An 18,695-nucleotide genomic window follows, 5' to 3' on the forward strand; every position below is an offset into this window, starting at 1 on the left:
AGGCACCATGATTAATTGGATAGTTTCTTTTGCGGTTAAACGCCGCATGCTGGTGCTTGCGCTTACATTTTTATTTGCTGGATTTGGTGTATACAACATTCAAAATTTAGCAGTAGACGCAGTACCCGATATAACAAACGTACAAGTGCAAATTAATACCAAAGCGCAGGGTTTTACGCCATTAGAGGTAGAGCAACGCATTACTTATTTGGTAGAAACCGCCATGGCGGGCATACCTAAGCTTGATTACACCCGTTCGCTTTCGCGTTATGGGCTTTCGCAAGTAACGGTTATTTTCAGTGAAGGCACCGATATTTATTGGGCGCGTCAGCAAATTGGTGAGCGTATTCAAAGTATTCGCTCCGACTTACCTAATAACGTAGAGCCAAACTTGGGTCCTATTGCCAGTGGTTTAGGCGAAATATTTACTTATAGTGTGCACGCCGCGCCTAATGCGTTAAAAGAAGATGGCACTGCCTACAACGCCGAAGACTTACGTACTTTACAAGATTGGGTTATTCGCCCGCAGCTTTTAAAAGTAAAAGGCGTAACCGAAATAAACAGCCAAGGTGGTTTTGAGCGCCAATACCAAGTAGCGCCAGTACCCGAAAAACTCATTGCCTATAAGCTTACTATTAGCGATGTAATTAGTGCACTTGAGGTAAACAACAGTAACCGAGGCGCAGGCTATATTGAGCGCTTTGACGGGCAATATTTAGTACGCTCGCCTGGGCAATTAAAAACCATAGATGATATAGCCAATACCGTTATAGCTAAGCGCGACGATGCACCTGTACGCATTAAAGATGTGGCTAACGTGTTTTTAGGCAAAGAGCTTAGAACCGGCGCGGCCACTTATAACGGCGAGGAAACCGTGCTCGGCACCGCCATGATGCTAATTGGCGAAAACAGCCGCATAGTGGCAAAAGCGATGGCTGATAAGTTAGTTGATGTGCAAAAAAGCTTACCCGCTGGCGTTATTGTTGAAGCGGTTTACGACCGCACAACTCTTGTTGATAAAACCATAGCAACCGTGCAAACCAACTTATTTGAAGGTGCCGTTTTAGTGATAGTAATTTTGCTATTACTGCTGGGTAATGTAACGGGCGCGCTTATTACGGCAATGGTTATTCCGTTGAGTATGTTGTTTGCCGTTACAGGTATGGTGGGTAATCGCGTATCGGGTAACCTAATGAGCCTAGGCGCAATCGATTTTGGTTTAATTGTTGATGGTGCTGTAATTGTAGTTGAAAACTGCCTGCGCCAATTAGGTATGGCTCAGCATAAACATGGCAGGCTACTTACCTTAAACGAGCGTTTAAATGTAGTGACCGCAGCCACCAAAGAAGTATTTACACCGGCTGTATTTGGCATTGTTATTATTATGCTAGTTTATTTACCTTTATTTGCACTAAGCGGCGTTGAAGGCAAAATGTTTCAGCCAATGGCATTTACTGTAGTTGTGGCGTTAATTGGCGCGCTTATATTTGGCGTTACCTTTGTACCGGCTGCTATTGCAGTGTTTGTTCGCGGTAAGGTTGATGAAACCGAAAACGCAGTCATGCGCGGCGTTAAAAAAGTGTATAAGCCATTACTTGGTATATCGCTTAAATTACCGTGGCTGATGGTGGGTATTGCCACTGCATTAGTATTAGTGCTTGGTTTTAAAGTTAAAAACATGGGCGCAGAATTTTTACCGAAACTTGATGAGGGCGATATTGCTATGCACGCGCTGCGCATTACTGGCACCGGTATTGAGCAATCTGTGCAAATGCAAAAAGAACTTGAGCAAGCCATATTAGATCAGCCTGAGGTTGCTAACGTATTTTCAAAAATTGGTACTGCCGATGTAGCAAGCGATCCTATGCCGCCCAATGTTGCCGATACTTTTTTAATACTCAAACCGCAAGATGAGTGGCCTAATCCAGCACTTACTAAAGCAGAATTGGTTCAGCAAATTCGTACCCGTGTTAACGATGTCCCTGGTAATAATTACGAATTTACACAACCAATAGAAATGCGCTTTAATGAGTTAATTGCTGGCGTGCGCGCCGATGTGGCACTGCGTATTTATGGTGACGACTTAAGCGTACTTAAAGAGTTTGGCGAAAAAGCCACAGGGCTAATGCGTAATATTGCAGGTGCTACCGATGTACGTTTGGAGCAAATGGAAGGATTGCCAACACTTTCGGTAACACCAATGCGCGACCACATGGCGTTATTAGGTTTAAGCGTAAACAACATTCAACAAACACTTGCCGCCGCTGTTGGTGGCGTGCAAACCGGACTAATTTACGAGGGCGATAAACGTTTTTCGTTATTAGTGCGCCTTGATAAGCGTTGGTCTAGCGATGTATCAGCACTTGCTCGTTTGCCAGTTGCTTTACCTAAAGATAGTAACCCAGAACTTGCATTTGTACCGCTTGGCGAAGTAGCGACAATCAGCATTGAAAAAGGGCCTAATCAAATAAACCGCGAAAGTGGTAAGCGCAATGTAGTAGTAACTGCCAATGTAGAAGGGCGCGATTTAGCAAGCTTTGTAAGTGATGCGCAAGCAAGCATTAATGAATCACTTAATTTACCAAGTGGTTATTGGATTGAATACGGCGGCACGTTTGAGCAGCTACAATCAGCAAGTAAGCGATTGTCGTTGGTTGTACCGGTCACTTTACTGCTTATATTTGGCTTACTGTACAGCGCCTTTGGATCGCTTCGTGATTCATTGATTATATTTAGTGGTGTGCCACTGGCATTAACGGGGGGTGTACTTGCGTTATTGCTGCGCGATATGCCGCTTTCAATTTCAGCGGGTGTGGGGTTTATTGCCCTAAGTGGTGTCGCGGTATTAAACGGTGTGGTTATGCTGTCGTTTATTAAGCAATTACGAAGCGATGGTTTAAGCTTGTTTGATGCAATTCACAGCGGTGCATTACAGCGCCTGCGCCCAGTACTGATGACGGCGCTGGTGGCAAGTTTAGGCTTTATACCTATGGCGCTTAATTCGGGAACGGGTTCTGAAATGCAAAAACCTCTCGCGACAGTAGTGGTTGGCGGGATTATTTCATCAACTTTACTGACACTGTTAATATTGCCTGCGCTTTATAAGTTAGTACATTCTAAATTTACTAAAAAAGCAGAAGCTGAATTAGCTTAAATACTAGCTACTGATAATGTAATAAAAAAGCAGCTGTACTTACAGCTGCTTTTTTAGTTGGGTATTATTTAGTAAAAATACTACATTAATTATATTGAAACAGGTTATCCCAGCGCTCATCTAATATCGTTTTTGCGTGTTCTAAATTGATTGCGCTATACACATCACTAGTGCACGTTACCAAACGCATACGTACCAGCTTTTCAAGTGCGTCGCTAATTTCAAAATCAAGATCGCACTGGTATTTGCTTTTAAACCAATGCTCTATTTGCTCATCAAGCGTTTGGGCGGTTAAGCCGCTTTCTGATTTGAGTAAAAAGGTATACGCAAGCAGGGCTTCTTTTATGTCTTCTTCTTCGGCGGCGTCAATAAGCGTGTGAAAAACACCCGCGTTGTTATCGAGGTTTTTAAAGTAGAGGTTATCGCTAAGCGCTTTCATAAATTTAATTTTACGGTTTTTAAACTTACTCCATTCTTTAAAAATAAAGCTGCCAAATACTCCCATGCCAATAGCAAAGGTAATAAAATGTTGTTGGGTCATTTCTACAGCTTCACTTCTAAAACCACCCCAAAAAGCAAACAGAGCAAGCAATAATACGATTGATGCGCCAAGTTTAGTTATAAGTACCACTGCACCGCCAACTAAAGCCGATGAGCCAATAATTGCTTTATCAATAGGGCGCATGCGTACTTCGCTATTAGGAAATAGCATTTCGAGATCGGCCTTTGGCACATTTTGAAACAGCTTTACTATGGTTGAGCTTGGCTCAAATCCCAGTGGCGTTTTATTTTTAGCTGCAAAATAAGCGCTGTCTTTAAAGCGAATAAACACGGCAACACGGTCGTAATTAGTAAAGTGCAGCGGCTTTTTACGCAAGCCCCAAAAGCTGGTAATAGTTTCAGTGAGTTGCGACTCGCCACGACGATAAAAAACCACTTCTTCAAAGTCGTCAAATTCAACTTCAAGGCGCACCTTAAATAGTGACTCTTCGTTTAATGCATCTTGTAAGTCTTCATTGGTGATCACTTCAAAATTAGCGGCATTAAGCACCTTAGCAAAATCTTTAGCAAACTCATGTTGGCATTGCGCTTTTTGATCCGCCGATACTGGCGCTAACGATCGCGTGTCACTGTTGGGATCAAAAGGGGCGTAGTTGTTTTTAAGTGACTCAAGTGTTGAGTGGTAATCGTAATGAATAAGGCTTGCTAGTAAATCGCAAAATTGTTTAAACGATGTTTTTTGTGTACTGCTTTTAAGCTCTTCGCTACACATATCAACAATACCTTGTTTTCTAAAGGGAATAAAACGCGCACTTTGCATAAATTAATAACTACTTACAATTAAAATACTCACTACTTTTAATTGTAAGTTAATTTGTCTGCTATTTCTAACGTGCTTTTTGTTTAAGCACTATTTATCTTGGCTAGAAGGAAAAAAGCCGAGTTATAGTCATAACTCGGCCTAAATATTAATTATTTTGTGTACCTTTAAAATTTATAACTTACATTTACACCTAAATTACGGCCTGCTTCGCTGTAGCGTTTAATGCCGTTATCAGTCACTCCGATCCCAGGTCTCATATCACCTTGGTCAACAAAGCGGACACTATCCCAACGGTAATATTCTTTATCTGTTACGTTGTATACGCCTGCAACCAAGCGTAAAGACTCAGTAATATTGTAATACCCAGTTAGGTCAATAATTGTTGCTGCATTACTAGAATAAAGAGGGTATGTTTTTTCGCCATTTTCATCGATTGTAAAGGAGTCTTTATCTTCTTTACCTGCAGTGTAAGAAGCATATGTGTGAACGCCCCAATTACCTTCAGGCTGGTCGTAGCTTATTCCCCACGTTAAATTGAACGGCTGAATAGAGTAGATAGGCGTATCTTCGCTATTTTCACCACTTGTATAAGCTGCTTGTACACGTGTTTTTAAACCGGGTGTTAAATCAAATGTGCGGCTTAGGTTAAGGTCGGCCGAGAACTCGATACCTTTAATTTCAACGGTATCTGAATTAAAGTTGACAAAAAATCCATCTGGGTCTGTTTCACCCGTATTAGTATTTATGCCTTGGCGTTTTTCGCTATCAATAAAGTCTTTATACTTACTGAAAAAAGTACCTAAACGAAAACTACCTTTAGAAAACTCACCAACTAACGCAACGTCATAGTTAGTGCTGTATTCCGCTTTTAGATCGGCATTGGGAACTTCATTCCAATCATCGAGAGTGCCACTTGTTGTGTACATATCTTCAATGGTAGGTGCTCTGAAGCCAGTTGATACACCCATTTCAATACTAAATGAATCATTGAGTGCTTGTTCAATGCCAGCTGTCCATGTTGCCATAGAGAACGAAATTTCTCCTAATGTTCCTGATTCATCTGAATAGTTTTCATCTGCTTTAGCATTATATGTATAGTGGTCATATCGTGCGCCAAGACGCGCCTGAGTTGTTTTTCCAAGATTAAACGTATCTAAGGCGTATAAAGTATAAATGTCGGCTTCTGATTTTGGGATCAAAGCTTGGCTGCTTGATTCTACCCAACCCTTATCGTTTAAAATGCTGTTAGACTTTCGTACTTGTGAGTTTTCATAGTCTTTATTTAATATTTCAGCACCATAAACTAATTTATGTTTTTGTTGCGCAAACTTAAATGACTTCTCTAGATCAACTGTTACTTGGAATAGGTCTTGATTAAAAGCACGTGTATCAACACGGTCTTCATCGGTAGTTATTCCACCACCAAAACCAAATCTAGCGTGTTGGCTCGTATTAGCCGCAAAGTCGATACTTTGTTTATTTAATGCAGTGGTTATTTTATCAAAAAGAGCTGTTTCACCTTCGTATTTATGAAAAACACCAACTCGGGTTGTTTTACTTATATCGTTGCCTACTCGGTTTGAATACCAACCCCCATTAAATGATTGCGTATCAGTAATAACTTTTGTTTTGTAATAAGTACCAACAAATCCAATTTCATTGTCAGGACTAATTTCATAAATAAGCTTAGCTAGTACACTATTTAACTTAGTATCTTGAGGGTCAGGAATTTCTCTGGCAGAGCCTTCTATATCAGCGCCATTCATGTCATAGTTTTCAAATTCATTACCATCGCGATAGGTATAAATAATGAGTGATTCTAGAGCACCAGTTCTATTAGCCGCAGTGAGTGAGGTCATTGTTTCGCTATTTTCACCACTGTAGCCTGCTTTTATGGCAAAACCTGAGTCATCGCCTTGATAAGAAAGAAAATCGTCAGGATCTTTCGTTGTCATATTAACGGCACCAGCAAGCGAACCGTTACCCGATAAAATAGCATCAGCACCTTTAACAATTTCAACTGATTTTAGTGCTTCAATATCGACACCATTACGTGAACCTTTAAAATATCCGTAAGCTTGTCCGCTTTCGTACTTTAGTGTTTCGCCCTGTGGCACGCCATCAACATTAATAGCAACTCGGTCTTCATCTAATCCTCTAATATTAAAGCCACTTGCACCCCAGCGATCATCACCTTTTGATACAGATACACCAGGTACTAATTTTACTAAATCTTCAAAGTTATCAACTTGGCGAAGTGCTAATTCTTCACTACTAAGTACTTCTACTACCGCATCACGCTCAATGCTTTGATATTTAACAACCGTTTTTTCTAGTGTTTGTATGGTCTGTCCGAAAGCTTGCCCACTAAGTGCAATGGTTATTGCACTGGTTAAAATGGATTTTTTATATTTCATGATGATCCCTAATTTAATGTTAATTTAAATGCAAAGGCAAACGATTGCGATTTACACATTTATTTTTTAATAATACCTTTAAATGAGTAAGCGTTAGAGGCGATTATTATTTGTTGTTTTATAAGTTATGCTTACAATTCCCAGTTCACCTTTAGCAGGAATGACTAATTTTTTAGGTAGTGAGGCTGATTCAGTATGAGGGCTAAACTCAAATTCAATCCGTTTATAGTTGTGGCCTCCACCTTCTCTTGCCGCTTCTATATTTAGATAGTATTTAGCTTTTCTATCAAATTCACCATTGTTATTTAGGCCACTCCAAAGAACTTTATATTCTCCTGGTCGGCGAGTTGGACGAGCTATACCATCTAATAAATCTGGATTTTTACGACCGACACGTCGCCACCAACGACTGTTTTCTTTAGCCCATCGATTACTTTCACCCAGTAATAGTAAATTATAAACACTACGGTTTTGGCGATCGCTTATCCAAATAGCAACATAAGGTTTTTCATATTTAGCTACTTGTAAATTAGGTATTTGATATTCTATTTGCAGTGAGTTAGCAGAAAGCTCATCAATGGCTTCAGTTTCAGAGCCTACAAAAGTATGCCATCCAGCTGATGCCACTTTTAAACCTTGAGGCGATACTATTAATGCTTCAACATTTTCTAGTTGATTAACCCAATCTATTCCTTGTGATATTGATTGAGTGCTTAATGCCGTTGCGATGGCATCTGCAGTGACGGCGTCTTTAGCTATAACCGTTGCAGATGGCGCATAGTCCATTGGCCAGCCATCTTGTGGATCTAAAATATGACTAAATTTTCTTCTTTGAATCTGTCTAAAGCGATTATGGTGACTACTTGATGCAATGGCCATATTTGATAAATTCACATAATATGGCGCTGCTGATTGAGCATCGTTTAGATTTGTCGGATCGGCTATTGCAACATGCCATTTAGCATTATTATTTGGTTTTCCCCAATAATATGCATCACCGCCAATATCTAATTTTAATCCCGTTGCATCAGGCAATAACGAATGCAAATGCGCATAAGCTAAGTCAATAATAAACCCTTTTGCTAACCCCGCAGGATCAAGTGCTATTTTTTCATCTAATATTACACTGCTTTTTACAGCATCAATGTTAATGGTTGAGCGTTGGATGTCGCGAGCTTTATAACGTACGGCAATCCTATCTGGTACGCTATCAGTGCGTTCAGCGGCTAACCAAAGCTCTTTTAATTTGCCCATTTTGCAACTGAATTTTTTATGCGAAGCGGCATGCCATTTTTCACATAATTCAACAATTTCAATTAATTCACTAGGAAGGTTTTGTTTACTTCCTAATTTGTTTAGCAAGCTAATCTGACTCTCTTTTTGCCACGTTGAAAGAATCCCTTCTAAGCGTGTTATTTCATTTAATGTACTACCTATCGCTTTTTCGGCTTGCAGTTGAGGTACACCTGCAATGCTTATATCCATTGATGTACCTAATACATTATCGTAATGGGCATTTACCATTGCAAGAGCTGGCTGTGTGTTAAAAATAAGTAATAAAGCAGCACCGAATATTTTTTTTAACATGATTTATCAACATTCCTTAATTCAATATTGTTCTCCCTGCCTGTAAATTTATTGGCAGGGAGGCGTTTAATATTCAGTAATTAGTGTTTGATGATTTTGCCGTTTTATTGTTGCTCACATATTCATTTTTTTTAGGCGCTGGATCTAGGTTGTTGACGATACCGTCTTTGTCAGTATCCCAACGTGTAAAACTACGATGCCCTGACAGCTGGTATTCAGCAAAGGTCATTGCACCATCTTCATCTTTATCTAAAACATTAAAACGAATGTGTGTTTGTTTTAATGCAGCTTTGCGTGTACTGGCTATCTTTTTATCTAAACGGTTTTCATATTCAAAAATATACTCTTGCTCTGTTAGCCAATTATTAGCATCTTCGTCGGCACGATCAAAGTCTTGTCGGCGGCGTTGGTTAAATTCTTTTTGGGTAATAATGTTATCTTGATTTAGGTCGTATTTAATAAAAAAACCTTTTCGATCGTGCGTTGTTGGCATACGAAGTAGGCGTTTTGCTCTGTTTAATTTGTTTTGTTTTTCTTGTGCTAATTGCTGCTCAGTTTTTTCAACCGTTTTCTTTTCTGTTTTTCTTTTTGGCTCAGGATCTAGGTCGTTAATTGTGCCGTCTTTATTTACATCATATTTTGTAAAACTCCGTACACCAGATGCTTGGTATTCTTGCCATTCCATTTTAGCATTTTCATTTTTATCGAGTGCTTTGAAGCGTACTGTGGTTTGTTTAACTTGCACTAACCTATCAAGGGTTAGTTGTTTATCCATACGGTCTTGGTATTCAAAAACATATTCGTTTTCACTTACTGCGCCATCCTTATTTTCGTCAGTGTTGTTAAAGTTATTCTGTCGGGCATTGTCAAATTCAGCTAAGTGCACATTGCCGTCATTGTTGGTATCGTATTGGTTTATGTAAATCGACTTGCTATGCGATGCTGCATTTGTGACTGTACTTAGTAGTGCTAAAACAGTAGTAAAAGTAATCGTTATTATTTTGTTCATTTTATTTCTCGTTTATTCTGTCGCTTCAACAACAAGGGTGTAGGTATTACTGATTTGAGGAGCCGGAGAGCCTTTAGGTGCATCACTTTTATAACGTGCACGTAAAAGGTATACGCCTTGTTTTTGTGGCATAAAGCTAAACTCGCCTTTATCGTTACTTTTTAATGAGATGGAAGGTTTATCATTGCTAAATTGATCGTTCGCCTGAAAAACATCAACAGTTAAGTCAGCCAGTGGTTTTCCATTAAACACGCTAACCATTGATAAACGTTCACCAACAAAAAGTTCATTAGGATGGCTTTTAGCAATAAACTCTAAGCCTTGACCGTAAGGTTTTAGGGCTGTTTCACTTGGGGCACCTTTGGTTACATAACTTTCAGCTAAGGTGAGTGATTGGAAAAAGGCGAGTAACTTTCCTCCCTCAGGGATTGCATCCATTGGGTTTTCTAGCGATTTTCTTACACCGTTTATTTCATACATTTTAAACACACGGCCTAAGCGTTTACCTGTGCTAAAGCGATAAGTACCTTCTTCTTTTAGCTGATGCTCTACAACCATACGTAAATGCAATTTAACAACATTATCAGGATTTATGGTTTCACCATTAGGAGTAATAACAGTAAAAATACTGTTATTAAACGCAAGCTCAGGAACAAAAAATTTCTCTGCAAAAGCAGCGTCTAAAGTAACGTTATCTTGACTTGATTCATCAAAAGAGTAGGGCGCTAAATAAGGAGTGTGGGCATAACTTGTTGCACAGACTGTGAGTAGCATCACACCTGTTAATAGTTTTTTTAAACGCATAATAAATTCCTAATTAAGTAAACAAATAATACAGTTGAGCGGGCAATAATTTCGTCACATTATATATAAATGCGAACAATTCGCAATATCATTTTCATTTAATTGATGTGTTTTTTACATGAATATGTTTTCAGTAAAAACCTTGGACTTAGCTTGTAACGTTTATTGCTTATAAGGCGAAACATATGTAGTAAATAGCGACTTGCTCATAAATATGTATTTTCATCCTGTATTAAGCTGAATATGCGATGATACTTCGCAAGTTAGTTATATTGTTACTTGGATTGTAGGGTGGTTAATTTAACCTGAACTGTGGATAATAAATCTATCTCAAGCAGCTATTTTCAGCGCTCACTGCGTTGAATTTACTTGCAACAGGCCAGCTATTGACGCGTAAGTTCGTCTTGTTTTCACTGAAAATCTCTGGCTAGAGAATATAAATTTACATATCACTATAATTCAATACGTTGGTAAATATCTTAACCAGATCTCAGGTTAATTTAACTTTATTAGCATTCGATTTTGGTGGGTTTATCTCTGTAGGTTAAATTTACAGTAGTGGTTTTTTAGGTGAAATAGACTTTATATTTTGTTTTTTAAGTATCTGATAAATAGAAATAAAGGCCTCTACTTTATATTGTCGAGAGTTTAAATTATAGAAGGGAATTATAATGGCTATTCAAAAAAAACTTAAACAAAAAACACGTCAATTTATAGATTCTAAGCATATGTTAAGTGGTATTACCGTTGCGTCTTTTTTAGAGTCGACCATAGTCCCTATTCCACTTGAGGCTGTTTTAGTGCCATTAATGCAAGCTCGACGTGAAAAACTTTGGCTTATTGCATTTATGGCTACTTTGGGATGTATTGTGGGAGCCCTGTTTGGCTATGCTTTGGGTTATTACCTATTTGACGCCGTTGGTGATTGGATCATTAATACGTTTTCAACACCAGAGCAATTTAAAAATGTTCAGCAACAAATGCAAGAACAAGGTTTTTGGTTTGTTATAACGCTTGGTATTGTACCAATCCCTTTTCAAATAGCGATGCTTGCTGCTGGTGCAACTAAATATTCAATTTGGTTATTTTTGTTAGCCAGTGCTATTGCACGTTCTATTCGTTATTTTAGTTTGGCTATTATTGTGTATTACGCGGGTAATCAAGCTGAACGGATAATTAGTAAACATAAAACTAAGGCTATGATTGGTTTAAGTGTTTTAATACTAGGGACATGGGGGGTAAGTACACTCATTTAACGCAGTGGTTTTGTATCTGAATTTTGAACGTGTGTTATAATTTTACGTGTTGCTCATATAGCCTAACGTAAAATTGGACGATAATGAATCCCGAAATAGTAAGTATAAAGTTAAGTCGCTTTGTCCATCTCACTAAGCTGAATAAGCTTTTAATGTTTATACTTCTTTCCTATATTTTGGTGTTTTCTGCTTATTCTTTAATGAATTTCCCTTTTTTAGATTTTAAAAATAATATTTATGGTTTTACGACGGATGTTATTAATTTAATAGTCATTGTTGCTATTTTTTGGGTTGTACAGTGCTCAAAGTTAGCTAAAAAAGCATATTTTTATGTAAGCACTGGATTGTTATTATGGATTGTCGGTATTACGGCTGATGTGCTTGATGAGGTAGTTATACCGCCTTACTGGGTAAGTTTGTATGTTGAAGATTTATGCCGAACTATAGGCATGACAATAACCGCTTTTGGCTTGTTTAAAACTATGTTATTTATGCAAAAAATGCATAATCGGCTAGCTAAAGAGCTCATTATGGATGATTTGACTAATGTGCATAACCGGCGTTGTTTTTATCGATATGTGAAAAATGTGACGACACCCGCATACACTCTTTTAATAATTGATATAGACCATTTTAAATCTATAAATGATGACTTCGGTCACGATATGGGAGACAAAATACTTAAAGAGTTTGCCTATAAAGTGAATGCTTTATTTGATGACACGAGTATTTTTGCTCGAATTGGTGGTGAAGAGTTTGCCGGTTATTTCCCCCCAAGTAATATTAATGATGTGACTGATTTTTCCCAAACTATTTTAGAGCTCGCTCATACAATTAATGTGAAAAACGACCGCTTTATAACTGTAAGCATAGGTATTGCACAACGCATTGAACGAGAGTTGTTTGATGAGGTAATGAAGCGAGCTGATCTTGCTTTGTATAAAGCAAAAGAAACTGGCCGTAATAGGTATGTAGTGAGCTGATCTTTTCAACCTCTAAACGCAGACGTTAAAACGCTAAGCATTTGCTGTGGTTGTCCCTCAAACTTTCCCTTTTGTAATCTATTATCAATATTAAAGACACTTTCATACACTTTTTAACGTTTACGTCAGGAAGTGTCAGTGCGAGTAATGCTTTGTAAATTATGAAATTAAAATAGGGTATTCGAGTCATAAAAGGGATTTTAATAATAAGGAATAACTCTAATGACCAACTCCCTGTTTAAAGCTGCTTTACCACTTAGTTTAATCTCTATCTTAGCCGGTTGTGGCTCCGATGATAGCTCAAGTGATACCGGTTATATTCAATTATATAATGGCTCTTATAACAGCCCATACACTCGACTATTTATTGATGAAACAGAGCGTTCAGGTACTGACTTTGCTGATGTAACTACTCGTCACAACTACAGTACTGACACTTATGATGTAAGTTTTGAGTACCTTGATGCCAACGACAGTTACATAACCATTAGTGAACAAGAAGTGTCGATTAAAGGTGATAAAACGCAATTAATTGTGATGAGTGGCGATTTTGCTGAGCCTATATTCACAGAGCTTAGCGTGCCTATCTCTAGTGACACTGATGAATTTAACTTAGGTTTTTTTAATACCACGAATGAAAATAATAACTATGATATTTATATAGCTACGGATGATGGTGTATTTGAAAGCGCAACATTATTTGCCTCTGCGCAGTATTTGACTGAGCCCGATCTGCAAACACTTGAAGAAGGGTATTATACAATTTATGTGACAGCGGCAGGTAGTTCGGATGTTATTTTTGAATCACCTTCAGTTTATTACTACGACGAAGCAAGCTACGTTGCTATGATCCGTCCAAGCTATGCAACCGAAAAAAACGGTATTACGCTTGATATAGTGACTGATAATAACTATGTCACGGAGCTAAATCATCAAGATGCACAAGGCCAATTACGATTCATTAATACAATGGATAGCTATTCACCTGTTAGCTTCTCAATTACTCGTGGTACTACAGAGTTAACAACAGATACAGTAGCCAACGATACTTATACTAACTATGTTGAATTATCGCCTAACAGCTACAGTGTTGCTATGTATGACGAAGAAGGCACCAAGCTTGCTGATAACTTTTTAATGACGTTAGAGCGTGAACAAAGTGCAGTGGGGATTTTTTATAACGACGAAGAAAATGGTCCTCGTATGATGAGCGTAGAAGAAAACCTTACGCCTAGCAGTTATAGTCATACGGTATCAGTTGTAAATTTAATTGAAAATTATGCAGGTCAATCAGTCTCTGAAGTTGACGTGTACTTTACACTTAACGGTGAAACAGTAGAAGACACAAGTAATGTTGTTGATGGGCTTGATAAATACGATCAAGAAGAGCAAGTCGTAGACAACGAGATTTACACTGTTTATGCAGTATTTGAGGATAACGGGCAGCAAATTGTGCTTATCCAACAAAGCGATATGGACTTTACGCAAGAAGGAAACTACATACTTATCTTAGAGCACGATACAACAACGAGCTCAGGTTATAAAATGACCTTAGAACGTACGATCACCGATAGTGTTGAATAGTTAGTTTTAAAAATAGTTACATGCCCTGAGTATTTTTTACTTGGGGCTTTTTTTTGATTAAAAATAACAGGTTTGTTTGTTGATTGAGACAGGTTGTATTTTGGTCGTAAACAGATGTCTTAGTTAAGTTAGAGTCTGAACAGCTCAACATATTTAATCGTTTATTATTTTAGCTCTATTTTGTTTGTAGTTTTTATTATCAAACCGTAATTATAGGTAAATTAAGGGGAGTCAAATTAGCTCACGTTGTCGTTTTTTTGTAAAAAAAACAACATAAACACATGGTTTAAATAGGAGATAAAAAACACTGACATATTTAATTCATCTTCTGTAATTAGGATGTCCGTGCCGAGCCAGTATGGCCTATTAATCATAAGCAGCAATTAAGAGAAACATTATGAACCCTTTTAAATCATCACCTTTTATTAAGTCGAGTCTCGCATTAGCATGTTGTGGCATTTTATATACAACCCCAGTTTTAGCTGATGGCGCCGTTAAAGGACGCATTACCGATTCAAGTCAAAGTGTTTACTTTGGTGGTGCAAAAATTACTGTAAAAGAACTAAACCTAAAAACAGTCAGCGGGCGTGATGGTACTTTCTCATTTAATAATCTACCAGCAGGGGATTACACCTTAATGGTTGATTATATTGGTGCATCCTCGGTAGAGAAAAAAATAAAAATTGTTGATGAAAACGTGTTCACGCAACAAATAATAATAGGTGAGCAAGAGGATGCGATTGATAATATTATTGTTTATGGTCAAAGTGCAGGGCAAGCTGGCGCGATTAACAGACAAAAAAATGCCAGTAACCTAAAGTCAGTGGTAAGTGCTGATTCAATTGGTCAGCTCCCAGATCAAAATGCAGCGGAAGCTTTACAGCGCCTGCCGGGGGTTTTTATAGCGCGAGACCAAGGTGAAGGACGTTTTGTTGGTATTCGTGGTATCGATCCTAATTTAAATAATGTGACCGTGAATGGCCTTAATGTACCTTCTCCCGAGGCAGGGGTTCGCAGTGTGGCAATGGATGTTATTCCAAGTGAATTAATTCAAAGTTTAGAAGTAAGTAAAACGGTCACACCCGACATGGATGCAAGTGCGATTGGTGGCTCAATTGAAGTTAAAAGTTTAAGTGCTTTTGATAAATCAGGGCAGAGTTATAGCTTCACCGCACAAGGTTCATATAATGAACTTGAGTCGGACACTAGCCCTAAACTTTCGGCAAGTTTTACAGATGTTTATGAACTCAATAACGGTTTGGATTTAGGGGTAGCGACTGCTATTTCATGGTTTAAACGTGACTTTGGTTCTCGTAATGTTGAAACTGATGGTGGCTGGAGCGAATTTAAAGTTGAAGATGACGCTACGGGTGAAGATATAAAAATTTTTGGAGCAGAAGAGATTGAGCAACGCCAATATCAAATTACACGTGAGCGTTTAGGTGCTGCGCTTAACTTTGATTTACACAGTGGTGTAGCAAATCGATACTATTTACGCACACTTTACAGTGATTTCTCGGATGATGAATACCGCCAGCGTAAAGAGTTTAAGTTTAGCGATGGCCAAGTTAATACACATGATAATAACAGCGCTTCTTTTTCTGACGCTGAAATGGACCGAGATACGAAAGATCGTTATGAAGAACAAAGCATTTTGTCATTGGTCGCAGGTGGCGAGCATCAATTAAACAATTGGTTTGTTGAATACAGCGTCGGTTACTCAAAGTCAGACGAAAAAGAGCCAGATCGCTTAGATGTAAGCTTTGCGGGTGAAGGGCTTGATTTGGGTTATATTGCACAAAGTGAAATACCAAGCTTATCTCAATCATCTAATGCTAACGACATGAGCAATTTTGTTTTAGATAAAGTCGAGGCTAACGACAATCTTAGTGAAGATGAAGCAATGACCTTTAAGGTTGATTTCAGTCGTGATTTTGTTTGGAATAATAACAATGGTGAATTCAAGTTTGGCGCTAAATATCAAAGCCGTGAAAAACGTAACGATGTAAATGTTTGGATTTATAAGGATGACTTACAAGGAGCACTCGCGAGTGACTTCGCTGCGTCTGCCCCCGACTATGATTTAGGAGAATTTGGTCCTGGTCTAAATCGTTCAGCTATCCGTCAATTTGTGAATAATAATCGTGGTGCATTTGAACTGAACGAAAACGACTCACAAGTTGAGTCCGATGGTGCAAGTTATACCAGTAATGAAGATATTGTTGCAGCTTATGCAATGGTAACGTTAGATATTGATAAGTTACAAATTGTCGCAGGCCTTCGTTATGAAGGAACTCAATTTGATACTGAAGGTAATCAGGTCGCGCTATTAACTGATGATGTAAACGATACGGAAGTAGTTACAAGCACACCTTGGAAAGCCACAAAAGATTATGATCATTTTTTACCTAGTTTAAATATGCGCTATGAGCACAGTGATAAATTAGTCTCTCGTTTTGCCTATACAAATACAATTGCACGCCCTTCATTTAAAGATTCTGCGGCGTTTCAGTTAATTGAATCTGAAAGCAGTGAAGATGACGGCGTAATTTCCGTTGAGCGTAAAGCTGAAGTGGGGAACCCCGATTTAGACCCTTATGAATCAATGAATCTCGATGCCTCTATTGAATACTACCCAGGCAGTATTGGGGTACTTTCAGCGGGGCTGTTCTACAAAGATATCGACAACTATATTGTTCAGCAAGAAGTACAAGATAACGGCCAATGGAATGGTTACCAAGAAGTTGTGCAAATGGTTAATGGTGGCTCTGCATCACTAACAGGGCTTGAACTTAACTGGAGTAAAACGTTTGATTCTGGTTTTTTAATTAGTGCAAATGGCACATTTATTAATGCTGACGATGACTTACCAAATCAAGCAGATAAAATAGGTAACTTTATTGTTGGTTATGAAAACAATGTAATTAGCACTCGTTTGAGCGCATCTTATAAGAGTGAAAGCTTCCAATTTGAAGATGCTGACATGAATGTATATGAAGATAGTCACACGCAATTAGATTTCAGCGGTAAGTACTTTATAAATGATTCTGTTAATGTTTACTTTAATGCGAAAAACTTAACCGATGAGCCTTTGTATCTTTATCATGGTGAGCGTAAATACAACTACCAATATGAATCATACGGTCGTACTTATGAGCTAGGGTTTACTATTAACTCTCTTTAATTTACACAACGAAAAAGGCCTACTTGATATAAGTAGGCCTTTTTGTGGAATATAAAATGATGAACAAATTACTTCTTTCACCACTTGCATTTGCTTGTTGTATGTTACTTAGTGCGTGCAGTGCGCAGGCTGAAAAAACACCTAGTAAAAATATAAATTTTATCGCTTTTGGGGATGGCGGCTATCACGTTGACTACCCCAAAAAGAAACAGATTAAAAACCCCAAAAACAAAACTGAATTTATAGCCAAAGAATTACAAGATTGGCTTGAAGATTATCGACCACGTAAAGAGTTTGATCATGCTCCTATTTATGTGTATCCGGGGACAGATATAGCAACCGAACAAGGTGGTGCACAAGCGGTTGGCCTAGCTATGGCTAAATTATGTGAAAGCAAAGAGTGTCAGTTTGCTATTCAATTAGGCGATAATGTTTACCCCGATGGCGCAGATGCTAATGATGGTAAAGATGATCAAAAACGTTTACATGATTTAATTTATGCCCCTTTGAAACCATTGTTCGATGCTGATCCATCTTTGATTGTATATTCTGCTTTAGGTAACCATGACTGGCGCAGCTCTCGAAAAGGTGTGGCATTACAAACTGAGTGGATGGCGCAACAACCTAATTTTTTTATGGGTGAACAAGGGTACTACAGTTATAAAAAAGGGACGCCAGGTAACGACGTAGAATTTTTCGTTTTAGATACAAATATGCTGTTGGCGGGGCAAACATACTATAAAGTGCCGCTTAACCCTGATGGCAGTGAAGGTAATGAACAACAAGCAATTAAAAGTGGTGCAGCCAAGCTTGAAGTTCATGATAAGCACGAAGGACCGAAAAATGGCGAAGATATTAAGCAACTAGGATGGTTAAAAAAAGAAATTGCTAACTCAACGGCTAAGTGGAAGTTAGTGTATGGACATCATATTTTATGGTCAATTGGTGGTACAAAATACACAGAAGGACATGTGTTACGGCGTTTACTAATGCCAACACTATGTAAATATGCTGATGGCTATATTGCGGGTCATGAACACGATTTAGAACTGTTAACTGATGATTGCTCTGAGTTTGATAGCGGCAGTAGTCATGGCAAATTACCGCTTATAATATCTGGTGCAGCTTCAAAAATGCGTGGTAAACATTCCCCATTTGCACAGTTTCAAGCCCAAAAATATCCGGAGTATGATTTAGTGTGGTCAAAGAGCTTTGTTTGGGGCTTTAGTCACATAAATATTGATAATCAACAAGATCAACTTAAAGTTAGTTTTTATACAACGCCGCGAAACTTAAGTGGTGGGTTGATAGATGAGGGGCAATTTAGGTTTAAAAAACGCACACAATAATATAAAAGCTTAACACAACAAAAGCCAAGCTGTGCTTGGCTTTT

11 protein-coding genes are annotated in these 18,695 nt (G+C 38.3%); 6 read left to right on the forward strand and 5 right to left on the reverse strand.

Annotated features, from left to right (window positions below; all coding sequences use genetic code 11):
• Positions 1 to 7: 7 nt before the first annotated feature.
• Entirely contained in the window at positions 8 to 3,154 is a 3,147-nt protein-coding gene (locus P20495_RS13490) for an efflux RND transporter permease subunit (RefSeq protein WP_008135131.1), read from the forward strand.
• Positions 3,155 to 3,239: 85 nt separating this feature from the next.
• Here the strand turns inward: P20495_RS13490 and P20495_RS13485 are convergent, their stop codons facing one another.
• The 5 genes from P20495_RS13485 to P20495_RS13465 all read right to left on the reverse strand — a co-directional run bounded on the left by P20495_RS13485 (position 3,240) and on the right by P20495_RS13465 (position 10,295).
• The gene (locus P20495_RS13485) at positions 3,240 to 4,475 is read right to left on the reverse strand and encodes a TMEM143 family protein (RefSeq protein ID WP_008135132.1); all 1,236 of its coding nucleotides are present in this window, start codon (positions 4,473 to 4,475) and stop codon (positions 3,240 to 3,242) included.
• 167 nt (positions 4,476 to 4,642) lie between these two features.
• Positions 4,643 to 6,895 carry a TonB-dependent hemoglobin/transferrin/lactoferrin family receptor gene (locus P20495_RS13480; RefSeq protein WP_008135134.1) on the reverse strand — a complete coding sequence of 751 codons (2,253 nt, stop codon included), beginning with the start codon at positions 6,893 to 6,895 and terminating at the stop codon, positions 4,643 to 4,645.
• 93 nt (positions 6,896 to 6,988) lie between these two features.
• Positions 6,989 to 8,482: a DUF2271 domain-containing protein gene (locus P20495_RS13475; RefSeq protein WP_008135136.1), complete on the reverse strand. Its 1,494-nt coding sequence runs from the start codon at positions 8,480 to 8,482 to the stop codon at positions 6,989 to 6,991.
• 73 nt (positions 8,483 to 8,555) lie between these two features.
• On the reverse strand, positions 8,556 to 9,491 hold the full coding sequence (locus tag P20495_RS13470; RefSeq protein WP_008135138.1) for a hypothetical protein: 936 nt from the start codon (positions 9,489 to 9,491) through the stop codon (positions 8,556 to 8,558).
• A gap of 12 nt (positions 9,492 to 9,503) precedes the next feature.
• Positions 9,504 to 10,295: a DUF4198 domain-containing protein gene (locus P20495_RS13465; protein ID WP_008135141.1), complete on the reverse strand. Its 792-nt coding sequence runs from the start codon at positions 10,293 to 10,295 to the stop codon at positions 9,504 to 9,506.
• Positions 10,296 to 10,966: 671 nt separating this feature from the next.
• Here P20495_RS13465 and P20495_RS13460 point away from each other — a divergent pair.
• The 5 genes from P20495_RS13460 (at position 10,967) to P20495_RS13440 (ending at position 18,651) form a co-directional block, all read left to right on the forward strand.
• Positions 10,967 to 11,551, forward strand: a complete 585-nt coding sequence (locus tag P20495_RS13460; protein WP_008135143.1) for a YqaA family protein — start codon at positions 10,967 to 10,969, stop codon at positions 11,549 to 11,551.
• A 152-nt stretch (positions 11,552 to 11,703) separates the two neighbouring features.
• Complete coding sequence (locus P20495_RS13455) at positions 11,704 to 12,534, forward strand: GGDEF domain-containing protein (protein ID WP_008135144.1); 831 nt, start codon at positions 11,704 to 11,706, stop codon at positions 12,532 to 12,534.
• A gap of 222 nt (positions 12,535 to 12,756) precedes the next feature.
• A complete protein-coding gene (locus P20495_RS13450) occupies positions 12,757 to 14,118 on the forward strand; it encodes a hypothetical protein (RefSeq protein WP_008135145.1) in 1,362 nt (453 codons plus the stop codon).
• A 397-nt stretch (positions 14,119 to 14,515) separates the two neighbouring features.
• A complete protein-coding gene (locus P20495_RS13445; protein WP_008135147.1) occupies positions 14,516 to 17,302 on the forward strand; it encodes a TonB-dependent receptor in 2,787 nt (928 codons plus the stop codon).
• Positions 17,303 to 17,358: 56 nt separating this feature from the next.
• Positions 17,359 to 18,651, forward strand: a complete 1,293-nt coding sequence (locus P20495_RS13440; RefSeq protein ID WP_008135149.1) for a metallophosphoesterase — start codon at positions 17,359 to 17,361, stop codon at positions 18,649 to 18,651.
• Positions 18,652 to 18,695: the final 44 nt, after the last annotated feature.

Origin of the sequence: Pseudoalteromonas sp. BSi20495, from assembly GCF_000241185.1 — a bacterium.
Taxonomy (GTDB): domain Bacteria; phylum Pseudomonadota; class Gammaproteobacteria; order Enterobacterales; family Alteromonadaceae; genus Pseudoalteromonas; species Pseudoalteromonas fuliginea.

Coding starts and splice junctions, on each gene's coding strand:
- P20495_RS13490 (WP_008135131.1), top strand. CDS start 8: ATGATTAATTGGATAGTTTCTTTTGCGGTTAAACGCCGCATGCTGGTG.
- P20495_RS13485 (WP_008135132.1), bottom strand. CDS start 4,475: ATGCAAAGTGCGCGTTTTATTCCCTTTAGAAAACAAGGTATTGTTGAT.
- P20495_RS13480 (WP_008135134.1), bottom strand. CDS start 6,895: ATGAAATATAAAAAATCCATTTTAACCAGTGCAATAACCATTGCACTT.
- P20495_RS13475 (WP_008135136.1), bottom strand. CDS start 8,482: ATGTTAAAAAAAATATTCGGTGCTGCTTTATTACTTATTTTTAACACA.
- P20495_RS13470 (WP_008135138.1), bottom strand. CDS start 9,491: ATGAACAAAATAATAACGATTACTTTTACTACTGTTTTAGCACTACTA.
- P20495_RS13465 (WP_008135141.1), bottom strand. CDS start 10,295: ATGCGTTTAAAAAAACTATTAACAGGTGTGATGCTACTCACAGTCTGT.
- P20495_RS13460 (WP_008135143.1), top strand. CDS start 10,967: ATGGCTATTCAAAAAAAACTTAAACAAAAAACACGTCAATTTATAGAT.
- P20495_RS13455 (WP_008135144.1), top strand. CDS start 11,704: ATGTTTATACTTCTTTCCTATATTTTGGTGTTTTCTGCTTATTCTTTA.
- P20495_RS13450 (WP_008135145.1), top strand. CDS start 12,757: ATGACCAACTCCCTGTTTAAAGCTGCTTTACCACTTAGTTTAATCTCT.
- P20495_RS13445 (WP_008135147.1), top strand. CDS start 14,516: ATGAACCCTTTTAAATCATCACCTTTTATTAAGTCGAGTCTCGCATTA.
- P20495_RS13440 (WP_008135149.1), top strand. CDS start 17,359: ATGATGAACAAATTACTTCTTTCACCACTTGCATTTGCTTGTTGTATG.